This window comes from Herbidospora solisilvae, from assembly GCF_009901565.1.
In the GTDB taxonomy this organism is placed as follows: domain Bacteria; phylum Actinomycetota; class Actinomycetes; order Streptosporangiales; family Streptosporangiaceae; genus Herbidospora; species Herbidospora solisilvae.
Genome location: NZ_WXEW01000006.1, coordinates 526,577 through 544,574 on the forward strand (window position 1 = coordinate 526,577; position 17,998 = coordinate 544,574).

Below are 17,998 nucleotides of genomic sequence, written 5' to 3' on the forward strand. Positions count from 1 at the left end.
ACACTACGTTGATCAGAAATTGCGGTAGTCGCGGGGAGCCATGCGCGGGCCCCGGCCCGGCGGGCGGCGCCCGCTCAGCTCGATCAGGCGGACCACCCGGTGGCGGTGCCCGGCGAAGGGTTCGAGCAGCCGCAGCATGCCCTCGTCGTCGGTCTTCTCCCCGGTGAGGGCGAAGCCGACCAGCCCGGGGATGTGGTAGTCGCCCACGCTGGGGGCGTCGGCGTCGCCCCAGACCCGCTGGCGGATCTCGGCGGAGGTCCAGACGCCGATGCCGGGCAGGGCCCGGAGCAGGCGGTCGGCCTCCCATGTGGTGCTCGCCGTCTCCAGCTTCCCCTCGTGGCGGGCCGCGTTGACGATCGTGCGGGCCCGTACGGCCTCCGCCCCCGCCCGGTGCCAGTCCCACGACGGCACGAGCCGCCAGGTGCCGGGCGACGGCGGCACCCTGAGCCCTTCGGGGCCGGGCCCGGGAGCGGGGTCGCCGTATTTGCGGACCAGCCAGCGCCAGGCCCGGAACGCCTCCCGGCCCACCACCTTCTGCTCCAGCACGGCGGGCACCAGCGCCTCGAAGACCCTCCCGGCCCGGCCGATCCGCATCCCGGAGGCGTGTTGGTGCAGCCCTTTCAGGAACCCGGCGACCGGGTCGTCGCCCATCGCGTCGAGCAGCGCGCCGAACCCGGCCGGGTCGTCGGCGGCGCCGAGCAGGTCGGGCATCGTCTCCAGGAGCCATTCGGCCCCGAGCCCCCACGCCATGCCGTGGACCTGACCCGCGACGACGGAGATCCGGAGCGTTCCCGGGCCTTCGGGGGTCCGGCAGGCACGCCAGAGCGCCCCGTCGGGCGTGGTCTGCCAGACGGGGTCTCCCGAGCCGTGCCGGTGCGGCGCCACCGTCAGCCCCAGGTTCAGCGGGCCGTCGGGGCGCCAACTTCGTTCAGGCATCGCTGGAGAATCTCACCGCGCATTCCGGCAGGTCGACGCCGGGCCACACCCGGGCTCCCGCCGTCAGTTCGTTCCGCGCCCCGATGGACGCCCCGTCGCCGACGACCGTCTCGCGCACCACCACCCCCTCGGCGATCGTGGCGCCCGCCCCGATCACCGAGTCGATCACCGTCGCGCCGGGCGCGATGGCGGCGTCGTCGGCCACCACGCTACCGCGCACGGTCGCCCCGGCCCCCACGGCGGCCCTGGCCCCGATGACCGAACCGCCCGTGACCTTGGCCTCGGGCGAGACGGTCGCGCCGTCGAGCACCAGGGCCTCCCCCGGTGCGCCCGGGAGGGCGGGGGAGGCGAGGAGGCCGCGTACGAGATCGGCGGAGCCCTGGACGAACGCCGCCGGAGTGCCCACGTCGAGCCAGTAGGAGGAGTCGGCGAAGCCCATGACCGTGTGGCCCGACTCGATGAGGCCGGGGAAGGTCTGCCGCTCGACCGAGACGACCTCGCCGGCCGGGATCGTGTCGATGACCGACCGCGTGAAGACGTAACAACCGGCGTTGATCCGGTTCGTCACGGGGTTGGGGGTCTTCTCCAGGAACGCCGTCACCCGGCCCCGCTCGTCGGTCGGCACGCAGCCGAACCGCGACGGGTCGTCGACCTCGGTGAGATGGAGCGTGACGGCGGCGTCGCTCTCGACGTGCCGGGCGATCTGGGCGGTGATGTCGTGGCCCGACAGGATGTCGCCGTTGAGCACCAGCACCGGCGCGTCGCCGGAGACGGTCAGCCCCTCGGCCGCGTTGCGGATCGCGCCGCCGGTGCCGAGCGGGCTCTCCTCGGTCATGTAGACGATCTCCAGCCCGAACGCCGACCCGTCGCCGAAGGCGTCGGCGAACATCTCGGCCTTGTAGGACGTCGCGAAGACGATCCGGGTCACCCCGCAGGCCCGCGCCTTGGCGAGCTGGTGGGCGAGGAACGGCACGCCCGCGGTGGGCAGCAGCGGTTTGGGGGTGAAGAGGGTCAGCGGGCGTAGCCGCGTCCCCTGCCCGCCGACCAGGAGAATCGCCTCAAGCTGACCGGGTTGGGGCAAAGAAGGCTCCGTCACATGGGCGAGGCTAACTCAATGTTCCGTCGCACGCTGATAGGAAACCAGATGTGCGTGAGCGGACATCTGCCACGTGAATTCACGGCTTCTCGCGAGCCCCGCGGCGCCCAATTCGACCCGTCTGGCGGGTGAATCGAGCAGCGTCCGCAGCGCCGCCCCGATGCTGTCGGAATCGGGTTCGGTGTACGCCACCGCGTCCCCGCCGACCTCCGGGAGAGACGTGCGCTGGGTCGTCAGAACCGGGGCGCCGCACGCCATCGCCTCCAGCACGGGCATGCCGAACCCCTCACACCGCGACGGGAACGCCGCCGCCAGCGCGCCGCCGTAGAACCCGGCCAGGTCGCCGAACGGCAGGTAGCCGGTCCGCACCACCGTGACGCCCTCGGGCAGCGACCGCATGGCCGCCTCGACCTCCCGGCCGCTCTCGGCCGGCCCGGCGATGACCAGGGCGGGCGGGTTCTCCCGGCCCTCGACGGCCTTGGCGAAGCCCCTGATCAGGTTGGGCGCGTTCTTACGTGGCTCGGCCGGGCCGACGAAGGCGATGTAGGGACGGCCGTGGATGCCGAGGCGGCTCGTCACCCGGCGGATCTCGGCCTCGGCCGGCGGGTGGAACAGGTCGGGGTCGACGCCGTGGTAGGCGACGTCGATGCGGGTCGGGTCGGCGCCGACGACCCGGATGAGCTCGTCGCGGGTGGCCTTGGACGGGGTGATCACCCGGCGGGCGGCCCGGACGGCGGTCTTGGTGGCCGAGCGGAAGAAGGCGGCGCGGTCGGACTCGTACTGGTCGGCCTCGGTGAAGCAGGCGACGTCGTGCACGGTCACCACACTCGGCACCTCGGAGCGCAGCGGCACCGAGTAGAAGGGGGCGTGGATCACGTCGGCGCCGACCTTCTGGGCCAGCAGCGGCACCCCGGTCTGCTCCCAGACGAGGCGGGCGCCGCGGTTGGCGATGGCGTGGGGGCCGGGCACGATCGTCGCGCCGGGGGCGAGACGGGCGTACCGTTCGGCGTCGGCCCGCTGGCAGACGATGACCAGGTCGGCGCCCTGGCGGTCGAGCGCGGCGAGCAGTCCGTCGACGTATCGGATCAGGGCGCCTCGGTCGGCCGGTACGGCCGCGGCGTCAACGAGCACTCGGGGTTTCAAGAGATCGCTCCCCTCAACGCGCGGCGAAGGAAGAACGTGACGGAAGGCCCCGCTTTCCCTCGCCCTTGTGTCTCACTGTAGGCCGCCTGGAATGCCCATCTTGAGCGAAATCACACGATTCGCCGTGTTCCAGAAACGGATTCCGTAGCTATTCCACGGTTATTTCCGTTTTGCGGGCCCGCCAACCCGCGAAGGCGGCACAGACCAGATCACCTGCCGAGACCACCACCCGCGACACCAGCGCCGCCGCGATGGCCGACCCCTGGTCGAGCACCGGGGCCAGCGCCGCGACCATGGCGACCTCCCGCACCCCCGCCCCGGCCGGGGCCAGCACGAACACGAACCCCAGGCACCAGGCGAGCGCGAACGCCCCGAAGCTGAGCACGACGGCCCTCGGCCCGGTCGCCCCCAGCCCGTGGACGATCACCGCGAGCTGCGCCCCGTAGGCGGCCCACCCGGCGAAGGCCCACCCGGTGGAGGTCAGCACCCCCCGGGTGGTCAACGGCCGTTCCAGCGGCGGCCGCCTGAGCAGCCTGAACCCCAGGTTCAGCACCCCGTTGACGACCTTGGGATGCAGCCCGACCGCGAGCACCGGCAGCAGGAGCAGCAACCAGGCGTACCCCGCCACCGAGTCACCCGCGAACGCGGGCAGCGTGGCGACGGCGACCAGCAGCCCGGTCGCCAGATAGATCGGGTACGTCAGGAAGAACGCCGCCGCGCTCCTGGATCGCGGGATGCCGTGGTCCTTGCCCATCTCCATCTGGGCCAGCACGGGCCAGACCGAGCCGGGGATGTACTTCCCGAGCTGTCCGATGAAGAAGATCTTCGCGGCGTCGGTGAGCCGGAGCGGCGACCCGAGATCGGCCAGCAGCGCCCGCCACATGAGCATCCCGGCCAGCAGCGCCCCGACGACCGCGACCAGCGACACCCCGAGCACCGCCCACGAGAGCCGGGCCAGCCCGGCGCTGATGGCGTCCCACTGGGACACGACCGCCCAGACCCCGAATCCGAGCGCGACGGCGAGAAACCCGAACCGGACGACCCTCTTGATCACCGACTTACCCGACGGCACCACCTCTGAGGTCTCGCCGAGATCCGGACTGGACCGAGACTCGCGAGAACCGTCTGGTCCGCTTGCGCCGTCCTCTGTCACGCCGGATTTGTCAGACCTTTTCACGACGCCGAGGTTCGGGTCGGCACCGACTCAGGCGGCTGGGGCAACGCCATGCCCGCCGGGCGGCGCGCGGTCTTGGTCGCCACCCAGATATAGGTGGGCACGATCGGCAGCAGGGCCCGCAACGCCGGCCGGGGCGTCTTCTCCAGGGTCGCCTTCACCGCCTTCCCCGCCGCGCCCGCGAACAACTCGCCGCCGGCGAAGGCCTCGGGCGTCGCCAGGACCGGGAAGGTGTAGTCCCACACGTGGAAGTCGCCCAGCATGCGCCGCAGGCCGCCGCGCGTCCGGAAGCGCTCGTAGTAGTTGTCGGCCCGCCCGAACGCCCGGACGTACCGGTCGGCCGCGCGGGGCGGCAGGTAGGAGAGGAACGGCAGTTTGTAGTGGGGTTCCATGATCCCCAGGCGGTTCCCGAGGCCCAGGTAGAGCACGCCGTCGTCGGCCAGCACCCGGTGCATGTCGGCGATCACCGCGTCAGGGTCGACGACGTGCTCGTAGATGTGGTTGAAGACCAGGACGTCGACGGAGCCGTCGGGGAACGGCAACCGGGTCCCGTCGCCGCACACGAACGCCACCCGCTCGCCGAACCGCCCGGCGGCCTTGCGCAGGCCAGGGACGTCGATGTCGATGCCGAAGGTGTGCCGGGCCCCGGCCAGGGCCAGTTCGTCGGCGATGAAACCGGCCGAGCAGCCGATGTCGGCGACGGTCAGGCCCTCAAGGGGGCGTTCGCCGCGGCCCAGGAAGTGGGCCAGCACCGCGATGATCTTGGCGGCCTTGCGGCGGCGCTTGGCCTCGTCGAGCATCGCCGACTGGAACTCGGAGTACTCCAGTTGCGCGGCGCGTTCGGTGCCCACGGGCGTCCTTCCTCTTGCTGAACCTGCCGGCCGGTCAGAGCGCGGCCAGATAGGCGGACCAGTACGGCTCGGGGTCGACCGCCTTGACCCCCGCCCGGAGACGCTCCGGGGTGCCCGGTTCGTAGAACCGGCGCAGGGCGTCGGCGAGGGCGTCGGCGGAGCCCGGTTCGACCAGCAGGCCGTCGACGTCGTCGGTCACATTGTCGGCCAACGCGCCGACTCGTGTGGCGATGACCGGGACCCCGTGTTCGTGCCCGAGCCACACGTTCTGGGAGGCGGTCGCCGACCGGTAGGGCAGCACGAGCGCGTCGGCCCCGGCGAACAGCTTGGGCACGTCGTCGGCGGGCACGTACCCGGGGCGCAACTCGACCCGGTCGGCCAGGCCGAGCTCCCGGATCAGCGCCGTGGTCGTCTCGGCGCCGCCCCAGAACTCCCCGGCCACGGTCAGGTTCACGCCGGGGACCTGGGCCAGCGCGCGGAGCAGCAGGTCGAGGCCCTTGTACGGCCGCACGATGCCGAAGAACAACAACCGCCGGTTCAACCCGCCCTCGCCGGTGACCCCGGCCGACGGCAGGTGCGGCGGCAGGGGCGCGACCTTCACGAACGGCTGGCCGAGCTCCCGTGCCAGCGCCCCCTGCGCCTCCGAGTGGGCCAGCACGCCGTCGACCCGCCTGAGCAGCGCCTTCATCAACGGCCGATCGTAGGGCTTGGGTTCGTGCGGCAGGACGTTGTGGCAGAGCGCGACCACGCGGGCCTGGCGGCGCAGGCCGTACAGGATGCCGAGATAGGGCGGCACCTGGACCGGGCTCAGCACGGTGAGGATCACCAGGTCGGCGCCGCGCAGGCGGCGGCCGCAGGCGACCCAGCCGTCGGGACGCCGCCAGTCGAGCGAACGCCGGGTGCCCGGGAAGGGTTCGCCCTCGGGGGTGTCGATGGTCTGCACGCCCGGATAGAGGAACGACGGATACTGCGCCTTCCACGACTCGATCACGACGTCGTGCCCGGCCCGCGCCAGGCGGTGGGCGAGCTCGGTCGTGTGCTGGGCGCCGCCGCCCTTGTAGGGGAAGGTCGGCCCGACGATCGCGACGCGCATCACTCGGTGCCGCGGGATCGCACGATCAGGTCGGCCAGCAGCGCCACCGAGCCGATGAGCATGCCGGACAGGAAGACCACGATGGCGTTGCTGGTCAGGTAGAAGCCGTAGTTGACCACGTCGTAGGCGCCCTTGACCAGGCCGATCCCGACCAGCCACAGGGCCGGCGGCATGAGCACCTTGAGCGGGTTGAAGTACATGATCATCCGCAGCACCTGCAGGATGTAGCGGTAGGCGTCGCCGAAGAAGCTGAACTTCGACTTGCCGGCCCGCTTGGCGTAGTCGATCGGCAGGTAGTAGACGTCGTGCTGGTTCGACAGGAACGCCAGGGTGATCGTCGTGACGCACGAGAACCCGGGCGGCAGCAGCCGCAGGTAGGGCTTGGCGACCGACTTGCGGAACGCCCGCAGGCCCGAGTTGAGGTCGGGGATCTTCTGCCCGGCCAGCCGCTCGGCGACCTTGCGGATCACCCACTTGGCCGGCACCCGGAGCACCTTGTGGGAGCCCTCCTCGGTGGTGCGGGCGCCCACGACCTGGTCGATCGTCGGGTCCTTCTCCAGGATCTGGACGAGGTCGGGGATGCGCTCGTTCGGGTAGGTCATGTCGGCGTCGGTCCACACGACGATCTCGCCGCGGGCCTCCTGCGACCCGATGCGCCGGACCGTGCCCGAGCCGCCGTTGCGGTGGAAGGCGCGGATCCGCATGTTCGGGAACCGCGGCGCCGCCTCACGCAACCGGTCGAGGGTGGCGTCGGTCGAGCAGTCGTCGACGGCGACCAGCTCGTAGGTGTAACCCGAGGAGTCCATGGCCGCGCTGATGCGCTCGACCTCGTCGATCACATGGTCCTGCTCGTTGTAGCAGGGCAGCACGATCGTGACGTAGGGGTTGTCGCTCACCACTGGTCCACTCTCCGGGGGCATGTCCACGTCGGAAGAGGGTACTCTGCCCAGTCGCACGCCGACCGCACATCACGGCATGGCGAGCCACACATCGACGCTCAGCGACCACGTCCCGTCAGGCGCCTTGACGAGAGAACGCTCGTCCTGGCGGGTCCGCAGGGCCATGACCTGCCGGGGCGTGCCGTAGGCGGTGAGCTGGCCGGGCTCGGCCGCGAGCAGCACGGGGCGATGCGTTCTGGCGATGATCCTGCGCACATCCGCTTCGAGCGGGACGTTCTCCCCTTCCGGGTAGGCGACCCTGGCCGTCGGGAAGCCGCACTGGCCCCTGACCACCTGGGTGAGCCGGTCGCCGGTGACCCGCTCGACGATCAGGACCGTCGAGCCGTCGGGGATCGCGTCGCACATCTTCTGTACGGCGGCCAGCTCCCCCCGCTCGATCGGGGTGAACGCGGTGCCGATCGAGGTGATGACCGGCGGGACGACCAGCAGCGCGGCGGTCGCCCAGACCGGCAGCCGCCGCGCGCCCCAGACCGCCAGCAGGATCAGCCCCGGGATGATCACCGGGACCAGCCGACGGGCGGCGAACGGATGGTCGGCCGTGATGGCCGGGCGGTAGAGCGTGGTGACGGTGGTCCACAGGATGATCGCCGTCGGCAGCAACCACGGTTTCTCCATCTTCCGCATCAGCGTGACCGCGCCGAAGACGGCCAGGAGGAGGGCCGGGAGGCCGACGTACCAGATGACCCAGTAGAGCGAGTTCTCGTAATAGAGACGTGTGGGGTCGATCGGGAGCCCGTTGGCCTTCTGCACCGCCCCGATCATCTGGGCGGTGAGCGCGTCCTCCGGGTTGGTCACCGGTCTCTTCACCGTCTCGACCAGCGGCCTGACCGCGAGGGCGAGCACCCCGAGCACCACCCCGGCCGCCGCGACGTTCGGCAACCACCGAGGGACCTTCTTCACGAACGGCGCGACGGCCAGCACGACCGCGCAGACGGCCAGCAGCGGCAGCAACGAGCCGCTCAGGTAGTCGAAGTAGGGCCGCGACAACACGAATCCCGCGCCGAACCCGATCCCGCCGCCGACGACCGCCCCGGCCAGCAGCCTGCGCTGCGCGACGACGCCGAAGACGAGCACCGGCAGGATGTCCCGCAGCCCGTCGATCCTGATCAGCAGGGCCAGCCCGAACACCAGCCCGGCGAGGAACATCCGCCGCCCGGCCAGCACCAGCGCGAGCCCGCCGAACAGCAGCACCAGCGAGGGGATCTCGCTGAAGGTGGTCCGCGAGGTGTAGAGGATCGGCAGCGCGACCGCGAACGCCAGCGCCCCGATCCAGGCCGACCGCGCGTTCACGAGCCGGGCGGTGACCCCCCCGACGGTCAGCACGGCCAGCGCGCCGAGCAGCGCCGGGGTGAACCCGGAGGCGTAGAGGATCGGCGCGCCCGGCATGAACTGCGGCACGATCGCGCCGTCGTGGGCGTAGAACCCCATGCTCGCGAAGCGCAGCGCCTCGTCGGGGCCGCCGAACGCCTCCGTCCCCGGCGGGATCGGCAGCCCGCCGTGGTTTCGCAACCAGATGGCGTACTGCTGGTAGGTGGCCGGGTCGCGGCGCACGATGTACTGCTGCGAGGCGTAGAGGGTGTTGAACACCCCCGAGGCGGCGGCGACCAGGAACACCGACCCGGCCTGCCACCACGTCGACTCGACCGTGTCCTTCGGCCACCCCGCCCAGACGAACAGCGCCGCCGCCGGAATCCCGACCAGGGCCATCTGCCAGACGCCGAACCAGCCCAGGAAGACCAGCGCCAGCCCCGCCAGCAGCCAGCCCGACAAGGCCAGCGCGGGCAGCACCGACCCGACGGCCAGCAGCCGTCCCGGTGACAGGTCGATCCTCAGCGCGCGAATGGGCCAGAGCCTAGCGGTGTACCGTGGCCGGGCGACGCGCCCCTCCGACCGGCCCTGACCTGGAGCCAGATGAACGACCACCGCCCACCCCGCCCGGCTCCCCCGGCGCCGGGCCGCGTGCCGGCCGTCGCGCCGGAACACCCGCGCTCCGTGGAAAAGCGAGGCGCGGCCGGCCGCCTTGGCGCCGTGCCGCGGGTCTCTCGGTCGGTTGTGTTCCTTTGGCCGGTCGCGTGACCGCTGAGGACGTGAGCGCCGAGCGCCCGGCCCCGCCCGCGACGCCGTCTCGGATACGCCGGGGGCTGGCATGGGTGCGGGAGAACCCCTGGTTCTCCGGGGTGTTCGGCGTCGGGCTGCTGCTGCGGGTGCTGGCCGTGGTCGGTTATCAGCCGGCGCTGTGGTTTCCCGACACCTACACCTATGTCGTGACGGCGATCCGGCCCCGGCCCGATCTCGTCAGACCGGCCGGGTACTCCTTCTTCCTCCGATTGTTCGAGCTGTTCCACAGTTTCGGGCTGGTCGTGGTCGTCCAGCATCTGCTGGGGCTCGCCACCGCCGTGCTGATCTACACCGCGATCCGGCGCAGGGTCCTCGGGGCGGTCGCGGCGGCGGTGGTGCTGCTGGACGCGTACCAGATCCAGCTCGAACACCTGCTCGTCTCCGACACGCTCTTCCTGTTCCTCGTCGTCGCGGCGACCGTGCTGGCGCTCAGGCCGGTCACCTGGCGCACGGCACTCGCGGTCGGGCTGCTGCTGGCGGGGGCGACGATCACCCGGACCGCCGGGTTGCCGCTGATCCTCGTCTTCCTGGTCCTGTACGGATGGCGCGCCCGCCGGCTGACCGTGGTCTTCGCGGCCGGGGCGCTGCTGCCCGTCGTCGCCTACGGGGTGTGGTTCCACGCGGCCCACGACCGGGTCGGAATCGTGGGGGCCAACGGGGCCTTCCTTTACGTCCGCGTCATGCCCTTCGCCGAATGTCAGGTCATGAAGCCGCCCGCCGACCTCGCCGTGCTCTGCGACGACCGCGACCCGAGGCCGCCCGCCCAGGACTACGTCTGGGACGACACCTCTCCGCTGGTCAGGCTGCCCGGCGAGACGTTCACGGCCGAGAACGACGCCCTCGCGCAGCGGTTCGCGCTGCTCGCCATCGCCCGCCAGCCGGGCGACTACCTCGCGGCGGTGGCCCGGGACCTGGTCAGGGCGTTCGAGCCGGGCCGGCCGGTCTACCCGAACCCCGAGGTGTACGCCGCCTACGAATTCCCCGTCACGGTTCCGGCCGAACCACCGACAAAGGACACGCTCGGGGTCGAACTCGCCCGCCGATACGAGAACGGGCCGATATCCACGCAAGTGATCGAACCTGTGGCGGGCTGGCTCCGTACCTATCAGAGTGTGCTGGCGCTACCGGGGCCGCTGCTCCTGCTCGTCCTGCTCGTTCCCGTCATCGCGACGCGGCGTTCGGACGTCCTCATTCCATGGGCGCTCGCATGGGCGCTCCTGGTCGTCCCGGCCGCCACGGCGGTCTTCGACTACCGGTACGTCCTGCCCGCCGCCCCCCTGGCGTTCATGGCCGCCGCGCTGGCCCTTCCACCTGCGACGTCAGTGAAATGCAAGTAAAGCTCAGTACAACCGCATACCGTGAAATGTCCGCAAATGAGTATGCTGTCCGCCAGCCCAAATCGGAGATCGCTGGGCCGGGCGACCGCATCGTGACCTAATCTCGAAGGCGCAATGAGCGAGCGAATCATTCACGACGCCTCTGCCTTCGACACGTTTTCAGTCGAGGAGACGGTATGAGCGACCACCGGCACGTCCCCTCGTCCGACCAACCCGGTTGGGGCACCGGTGCTTACTCCTATGGCGGCGGCAACCCCGGCGTCCCGCAGCAGCCCGCGTTCGAGCCGCCGCCCATGTACGCCGAGCAGTCCTCCCGCCGCCGCGAGACCGAGGGCGACCCCGACTTCGACGAGCACCGCTGGGGCGTCGGCGACCGCTGGGACGATGACGACGACGAGCCGCGCCGGTTCCGCTGGCTGAAGCGCCGCAAGAACGACGACGGAGACGACGTCGACGACGCCCCCGTCCCGGTCGGCGCCGCTCCGACGGCCGCCCCGGCCCAGCAGGCGGCCTACACCGCGCCGGTCGCGGGCATGGGCATGGGCGCGCCGCCCGGTCCCCCGCCGCAGGCCCCCGGCAAGGGCGGCGCGGGTGGTGGCGGCCGGGCGAGACCGGGCCTCGGCGCGCTGGGCTGGGTGAGCGTGGTGCTCACCACCGTGCTGGTGGCCGGCAGCCTGACCGCCTACACGGTCTACCGCCGCACGCTCGGCAACATCCAGACCACCAACGTCACCGACGCCCTGGGCGCCAATCGTCCGCAGAACCAGACCGGCGCGCTCAACGTGCTGCTGGTTGGCTCCGACACCCGCGAGGGCGACAACGCCCGCTACGGCCAGAAGGCGGCCCGCGAGGACCACACGGAGCGCACCGACACGATCATGCTGCTGCACGTGTCGCCGCAGCGCGACCAGGCCCGGCTGATCAGCTTCCCGCGTGACTCGATGGTGCAGATCCCGGCGTGCGAGAACGCGCAGACCGGGCAGGAGATGCCGGCCCAGCTCGGAATGATCAACTCGGCCTTCAACCTGGGCGGCATCGTGTGCACGATCCGCACGATCGAGTCGCTCACCCAGATCCGCATCGACCACTTCATCAAGGTCGACTTCACCGGCTTCAAGAACATCGTCAACGCGCTCGGCGGCATCGAGATCTGCCTGCCGCAGGCGGTGAACGACCGCGCCTCCAAGCTCGTGCTCCCGGCCGGCCGCCAGCTCGTGAAGGGCGAGGCCGCGCTCGGCTACGTCCGCATCCGCAAGATCGGCAACGGCAGCGACCTGGAGCGCATCAAGCGTCAGCAGGTCTTCCTCTCGCAGGTCGTGAAGAAGGCCACCAGCAGCGACCTGATCGGCGACCTGCCGAAGCTCGCCGAGTTCATCGGCGCCGCGACCGGCTCGGTCGAGATGGACGACCAGCTCAACACCGAGACGCTGATCCAGATCGCGCAGAGCGCCCAGAAGCTGACGGCCAAGGGCTTCAAGGCGATGACCGTGCCGGTCGAGGCCTACGTGGCCGACTCCAACCGGGTGCAGTGGAAGCAGCCGCAGGCCGACAACCTGTTCGCGGCGATCCGCACCGACAGCGCGGTCTCCACGGCCGCCCCGACCCCGCCTCCGTCGGCAGCGCCCGCCGAGGGCGGCTCGAACGAGGGCGGCGGCGAGGCCAAGCCGTCCGCGCCGCCGGCGCCGAAGCCGACCGAGGCCGCGCAGGTGCGGGTCCAGGTCGTGAACGGCACCAACACGACCGGCAAGGCCAGCGAGGTCGCCGAGGCGCTGACCGCGCAGGGCTTCAAGGTCACCCAGATCGGCGACGGCCGCAAGGCCGACGGCTCCGACCAGGAGACCACCTCCGTCGCCTACAAGGGCGAGGGCTGGGAGGGCTCCAAGCTCCTCATCGCGTCGCTGCTGAAGACGGTCGACCCGTCGACGACGCCGCTGCCGGTCGCCAACGTCAAGCCGTTCACGCCGACGACCCCCCCGCCGGGCAAGCCGAAGAAGGCCGTCGGCCCGATCATCCAGCTCGTCGTGGGCAAGGACTTCGGCGGCGTCAAGGTCCCGCTTTCGGCGGCCGAAGACGAGTCGACGGTCGACGCGAACACCGACATCTGCGCGACCTGATCCCCGGTTTTCGAGAGGTTTTTCGGTCGCAGGAGGGCTGATTTTGGGATTTCCCGGAGATTCCGCCCTCCTGCGACATCCCGCCGACAAGAACGTTAAGGTGGGGTGTCCGGCCTGGGCGCCCCGGTCTCCCGTCTGCCACCCTGGGGGCGTTTGTCAGGCCTCGTCTGGTTCCGCCCTCTGACAGATAGCTGAGCGTTCTTCCGTGAGTGACACGTGAGCGACATCCGAAACCGCCCCCCGGTTCCGAATCCGGACGCTGAAGACGCACCAACGGGGGTGATGGGCCGGATCACCGACGACACCCACCTCGACCTCCCCGCCATCCAGGGCGACCCCTTGGCCCCCGGCCAGCCGGTCGACACGCACGACCCGTCGATGACCAGCCCCCAGCGAGTGGTCGACCTCGGCAGCGGCCCCCACGCCCATGGGGTGCACTCGACCGGGCCGCAGCAGGTCCCGCAGAACCCCTACGCCTCGGGCGGCCACCTGGCCGACTCCTTCGCGCCCCAGAAGCCCGGCCCGGACGCCCCCTTCCCCGGCCCTTTTGACGGGCCGGGCGCGACCGTAACCCCCGGCTCCGGAAACCTCGGGCGCTTCCCCGGCCAGCCGGGTTCCCCCTCGGGGACGGGCGCGTTCGGCATGCCCGGCGCCTTCCCCGGCACCGGCGCCCCAGGCACCCCCGGCACCACCGGCTCCTTCCCGGGTAGCGGCGCACCCGGTGGCGGGCCGCTGGCCGCGCCGACCCAGACCTCCGCCGACCCGCTGCCGCAGCGCAAGCCCCGGGACCGGCGGCCCCAGAAGGAAGACGCGCCCGCCGAGGGGTTCGACTACTTCGGCGGCGGTGGCGCCAAACCCGCGCAGCCGCACCACCCGCAGACGGCCACCCGCATCCCCCACACGCCCGACCCGCACCAGGGTCAGCGCATCCCGCACGCCCAGCAGGCGCCGCCCGGCGTGGGGCAGGTCGACTACCCCGACCCGCCCGCCGACTGGAGCCCCTGGCAGCGGCGGCGTTCGCCCTACGACCCGCCGTCGGCGCCGCTGCCCACGCAGCCGCCCGGCTTCGAGAACTTCCAGACCGACACCTTCGCCGCCGTCGGCTCCCAGACGGGCGGCCACGCCGGAAGCACGACGGGCGGCTTCCCCGAGTCCCCGTCCATGCCGCTCCCGGCGTGGGCCGCGAACCCGCCGACGACGGCACCGCCGGCGTACCGGGAGGAAGAGGAGCCCAGCCCGGCCAAGAAGCCGCGGTCGCACCACCTCGACAACGTCAAGTTCGTGCTGATCGCGCTCGTCATCTCCAGCCACGCGCTCCGTGACACGGTGGGCGCCGACGCGGCGAACAAGGCCGGGTACATCTGGGCCTTCGCGTTCCACATGCCGCTGTTCGTCATGATCAGCGGCTACCTGTCGCGTAACTTCTGGGACTCCCGGGGCAAGGTCAACAAGCTCGTCGACACGATCCTCATCCCCTATGTGATCGTGGAGGTCGGCTACGCCCTGCTGCGCTGGGGCCTGGGCGGCAAGTGGTCGCTGACCATCACCGACCCGGCCTGGCTCAACTGGTATCTGGTCGCGCTGCTGCTGTGGCGGGTGACGGTCCCGGTGTGGAAGCGGGTGCGCTGGCCGTTCACGGTCGCGGTCGTGGTCTACCTGCTCTCGGGCTTCTCGCAGCTCGAACAGGACTTCAGCATGGACCGGTTCTTCGGCCTGCTGCCCTTCTTCGTGCTCGGCATGGTCCTCAAGCCGGAGCACTTCGAGTGGCTGCACAAGTCGTGGGTGCGCATGATCGGCGCGTTCGTCCTGGCGGCCTGGACGGCCGCCGCGATCGTGCTCGCGCCGCGGCTCGGGCTGAAGATCTTCTACAACCGGTACAGCTACGCCGACCTCAACATGAACGACTGGTGGTACGCCCTCGGTTTCCGCCTGGCGTTCCTGGTCGGCGTGCTGGCGTTGTGCTTCTCCGTGCTGGCGATCATCCCCAAGCGGGAGACCTGGTTCAGCGACCTCGGCGTCCGGACCCTGTACGCCTACCTCCTCCACGGCATCCCGATCCTGATCCTGAAGGACTTCGGGTTACTGAAGCTGGAGTGGCTCGAAGGACCGCTGGGCACCCTGGCGATCATCGCGAGCTCCTTCGTACTGGCGATAATCCTCTGCCTGCCGATCACCCGGTCCATCTTCAAGTGGCTGCTCGAACCACGCCTGACCTGGCTCTACCGGAAACCGCAGGCGGAAGTTCAGCCGTAGTTCGGCTGCGGTTAACGCTCCGCATCCGGGCATGTCGGACCTGGCGGTCAGCCTCGCTGCATGAAGGTATGTGTCGGCACGGTCGTCCACCATCCGGAGGACGCCCGGATCATGCACCGGCAGATCCGGGCGCTGCTTGACGCGGGTCACCAGGTCACCTACGTGGCGCCGTTCACGCACTGCAACGTGACGCCGCAGCCCGAGATCCGGGCCATCGACGTGCCCCGGGCCGTCGGGCTGCACCGGGCCAAGGCGCTGCGCGCGGCGCGGAGCGCCCTGAAGCGGGGCTGCGCCGACGCCGATCTTCTGCTGGTGCACGACATAGAGCTGCTCCTGGCGCTGCCGAGGCGGCGTCCGGTGACGGTGTGGGACGTGCACGAGGACACGGTGGCCGCGCTGGAGGCGAAGCCGTACCTGCCGGACTTCGCGCGCAGCACGCTCCCGCCGCTGCTGCGCAACCTGGAGGCGCGCGCGGAGCGCCGCCTGCACCTGATCCTGGCCGAGGAGTCCTACCGGTCCCGGTTCGCCGCCGACCACCCGGTGGTGCCCAACCACACCTATGTCGCCGAGACCGCCCCGCCCCCGCCGGGTGAGTCGCGGGTGGTGTACGTCGGCCACATCTCCGCGGCGCGCGGCGCCGCCGAGATGGTCGAGCTGGCGCGGCTGCTGCGGCCCCACGGCATCAGGCTCGACCTGATCGGCCCCGCCGACGCCGACGTGCGGCCGATGCTGCGCGACGCCCAGCGCACCGGCCTGCTCGACTGGTTCGGCTACGTCCCCAACCGGCACGCCCTGCGCATGGCCCAGGGCGCGCTGGCCGGTCTGTCGCTGCTGCACGACGTTCCGAACTACCGCGAGTCGACGCCGACCAAGGTGATCGAGTACATGGCCCAGGGCGTGCCCGTCATCACGACGCCGCTGCCCAAGGCCGTGGAGGCGATGAAGGGCTGCGGCGCCGTCGTCCCGTTCGGCGACGTGGACGCCGCCTACCGGGCGGTGCTGGAACTGCGCGACGACCCCGCGCGCCGCGCGAAGGCCTCCGCCGACGGCCACGCCGAGGCACGCGCCGCCTACCACTGGCCCGACCGGGCGCCCGAGTTCGTGTCCCTCCTGGAGAACTGGGCCGCGGCCCGCGGCCGGGTGACCGTTCCGGGCGGGCACCGCGCCGTGGCGGTCTGAGACTGTACGGGTCGGCCTCCGCGTTGATGTACTGGGGTTATGGCTAGCCATCTCATCCAGGGCCGCCGGGTGGACCTTCCGGTGGAGGTCAGGGACGCGGCGGCGGGCGCGGCGACCTATCTCGTGCGGGCCGACGCGGCCCGTGCGGTGATCGCCTACTCGGGGCTCGACGTGACCGAGATCCTCCCGGGGAAGGCGCTGTGCACGCTCGTCTTCGCCGAGTACAAGGACTCCGACCTGGGGGCCTATCACGAGTTCGGGGTCGTCTTCTGGGTCCGTCCACCCGAGGCCGGGCCACCGCCCCGCCGGTCGGCGCGGGCGGGGGTGCTCGACATCCGGGAGAGCGGGTCGGCGGCGTTCGTGCACTGGTTGCCGGTCGACCAGACGTTCACGCTGGAGGCGGGCCGGGAGATCTGGGGCTTCCCGAAGGAACTGGCCGACATCGACGTCCGCCAGACGAGCCCCTACAAGCGTTGTGTGCTGCGCAAGGACGGGCGGCTGGTGCTCGACCTGCTGATCCGGCCGGGGGTGCCGCTGCCGAACGCCGGGTTGCCGGCGCTGGAGGCGTTCGCGCACCGCGACGGCGGGACCCGCCGGACCGGTTGGGGTGTGCGGGCGTCCGGGGTCAGGGCCCGGCCGGGTGGCGCGCTGATCCGGCTGGGCAACCATCCGATCGCCAAGGAGCTCAGCGAGCTCGGGCTGCCGAAGCGGGCGCTGGCCACCATGACGGCGGCGCACGTGTCGATGAGCTTCGGCGAGGCGTTCTAACCGGCCGCTAGACGATGGGCGGGCGGCCGAGCTTGAGCATGTGCCAGGCCGTCCGCCACGCCATCGGGCGGCGTTCGCCCGCCGGCTCGCGCCAGCCTTCGGCGAAGCCGCGGAACCAGGCGCGCAGCGCGAACGGCGAGCGGTCGCGGATGAGCGTCAGCAACATCCAGTTGCCCAGGTAGAGCAGCACCAGCGGCCACGGCAGGTTGCGCCGGGCCAGCCAGACGCGGTTGCGCGCGTTGAGCCGGTAGAAGTCGGCGTGGCGGGTGGGCAGCACGAGGGGGTGGAACATGACGGTCTGGGCGTCGTACTCGATCCGGTAGCCCTCGCCGAGCAGCCGCCAGGCCAGGTCGGTCTCTTCGTGGGCGTAGAAGAACTTCTCCGGCAGGCCGCCGACCTGGAGGAACGCCGACCGCCTGATGGCGCAGGCGCCGCCGAGGAAGGTCGTCACGGGCGAGCTGCGCTCGGGGTCGCCGGCCCGCAGGCGGGGCACGTGGCGGCGCTGCACGACCCCGGCGTCGGGGTCCATCACCCGGAAGGAGATCACGGCCAGGTCGGGCTCGGCGGCGAACCGTTCGCGGATGTGCGCGGCGACCTTGTCGTTGGCGTACCAGCCGTCGTCGTCGAGGAAGAGCACGACGTCGCCCGAGCATTCCTGCACGCCCCGGTTGCGCCCTTCGGGGATGCCGACGTTGTGGGCGAGGCGGACGGTCTTGACGGTGGCCGAGGAACCGGGCAGCGGTTCCACCGAGAGCGGCGGAACCTCGACCCCGTTGCCCACAATGACCACTTCGATATCACCGTCGACCTGCGTCAACGCCGATTCGACCGCGCGGTCGAGCTCCGGAATGCGATTACCCATCGTGAGGATGACACAGGAAATCTTCATGCGTCATCGCCCCGGCACGAGGTGGGAGACACACGATTTCATGATCACCGAGTCTATTTGGGCGGGCAAATCCGGACTAAGCGTATCG

14 protein-coding genes are annotated in these 17,998 nt (G+C 71.2%); 5 read left to right on the forward strand and 9 right to left on the reverse strand.

The window, feature by feature from the left end; all coding sequences use genetic code 11:
- Nucleotides 1-12 precede the first annotated feature (12 nt).
- From GT755_RS22475 to GT755_RS22510, 8 genes are all read right to left on the reverse strand, one after another.
- Nucleotides 13-936 (reverse strand): DNA-3-methyladenine glycosylase family protein, encoded by a 924-nt coding sequence (locus GT755_RS22475; RefSeq protein WP_161481598.1) that lies wholly within the window; start codon nt 934-936, stop codon nt 13-15.
- Nucleotides 929-2,032 carry a mannose-1-phosphate guanylyltransferase gene (gene manB / locus GT755_RS22480; protein ID WP_328794459.1) on the reverse strand — a complete coding sequence of 368 codons (1,104 nt, stop codon included), beginning with the start codon at nt 2,030-2,032 and terminating at the stop codon, nt 929-931. Before manB ends, GT755_RS22475 begins: the two co-directional genes overlap by 8 nt.
- 15 nt (nt 2,033-2,047) lie before the next feature.
- A complete protein-coding gene (locus GT755_RS22485) occupies nt 2,048-3,163 on the reverse strand; it encodes a glycosyltransferase family 4 protein (RefSeq protein WP_328794460.1) in 1,116 nt (371 codons plus the stop codon).
- 160 nt (nt 3,164-3,323) lie between these two features.
- On the reverse strand, nt 3,324-4,229 hold the full coding sequence (locus tag GT755_RS22490; protein WP_328794462.1) for a lysylphosphatidylglycerol synthase domain-containing protein: 906 nt from the start codon (nt 4,227-4,229) through the stop codon (nt 3,324-3,326).
- Between the two features lie 119 nt (nt 4,230-4,348).
- On the reverse strand, nt 4,349-5,200 hold the full coding sequence (locus tag GT755_RS22495; protein ID WP_328794463.1) for a class I SAM-dependent methyltransferase: 852 nt from the start codon (nt 5,198-5,200) through the stop codon (nt 4,349-4,351).
- Nucleotides 5,201-5,234: 34 nt separating this feature from the next.
- Nucleotides 5,235-6,293, reverse strand: coding sequence for a glycosyltransferase family 4 protein (locus GT755_RS22500; RefSeq protein WP_161481600.1), 1,059 nt, complete (start codon nt 6,291-6,293; stop codon nt 5,235-5,237).
- A complete protein-coding gene (locus GT755_RS22505; RefSeq protein ID WP_161481750.1) occupies nt 6,293-7,213 on the reverse strand; it encodes a glycosyltransferase family 2 protein in 921 nt (306 codons plus the stop codon). Before GT755_RS22505 ends, GT755_RS22500 begins: the two co-directional genes overlap by 1 nt.
- Nucleotides 7,214-7,261: 48 nt before the next feature.
- Entirely contained in the window at nt 7,262-9,235 is a 1,974-nt protein-coding gene (locus GT755_RS22510; RefSeq protein WP_328794464.1) for a hypothetical protein, read from the reverse strand.
- 89 nt (nt 9,236-9,324) lie between these two features.
- Here GT755_RS22510 and GT755_RS22515 point away from each other — a divergent pair, with 89 nt between their 5' ends.
- The 5 genes from GT755_RS22515 to GT755_RS22535 all read left to right on the forward strand — a co-directional run bounded on the left by GT755_RS22515 (nt 9,325) and on the right by GT755_RS22535 (nt 17,021).
- Complete coding sequence (locus GT755_RS22515; RefSeq protein ID WP_328794465.1) at nt 9,325-10,707, forward strand: hypothetical protein; 1,383 nt, start codon at nt 9,325-9,327, stop codon at nt 10,705-10,707.
- Nucleotides 10,708-10,883: 176 nt separating this feature from the next.
- Nucleotides 10,884-12,821: an LCP family protein gene (locus GT755_RS22520; RefSeq protein ID WP_235967011.1), complete on the forward strand. Its 1,938-nt coding sequence runs from the start codon at nt 10,884-10,886 to the stop codon at nt 12,819-12,821.
- A gap of 282 nt (nt 12,822-13,103) precedes the next feature.
- Complete coding sequence (locus GT755_RS22525; protein ID WP_161481601.1) at nt 13,104-15,074, forward strand: acyltransferase family protein; 1,971 nt, start codon at nt 13,104-13,106, stop codon at nt 15,072-15,074.
- A gap of 60 nt (nt 15,075-15,134) precedes the next feature.
- A complete protein-coding gene (locus tag GT755_RS22530; RefSeq protein WP_161481602.1) occupies nt 15,135-16,253 on the forward strand; it encodes a glycosyltransferase family 4 protein in 1,119 nt (372 codons plus the stop codon).
- A gap of 39 nt (nt 16,254-16,292) precedes the next feature.
- The gene (locus tag GT755_RS22535; protein WP_161481603.1) at nt 16,293-17,021 is read left to right on the forward strand and encodes an acetoacetate decarboxylase family protein; all 729 of its coding nucleotides are present in this window, start codon (nt 16,293-16,295) and stop codon (nt 17,019-17,021) included.
- 7 nt (nt 17,022-17,028) lie between these two features.
- Here the strand turns inward: GT755_RS22535 and GT755_RS22540 are convergent, their stop codons facing one another.
- Nucleotides 17,029-17,910, reverse strand: coding sequence for a glycosyltransferase family 2 protein (locus tag GT755_RS22540; protein WP_161481604.1), 882 nt, complete (start codon nt 17,908-17,910; stop codon nt 17,029-17,031).
- Nucleotides 17,911-17,998 lie beyond the last annotated feature (88 nt).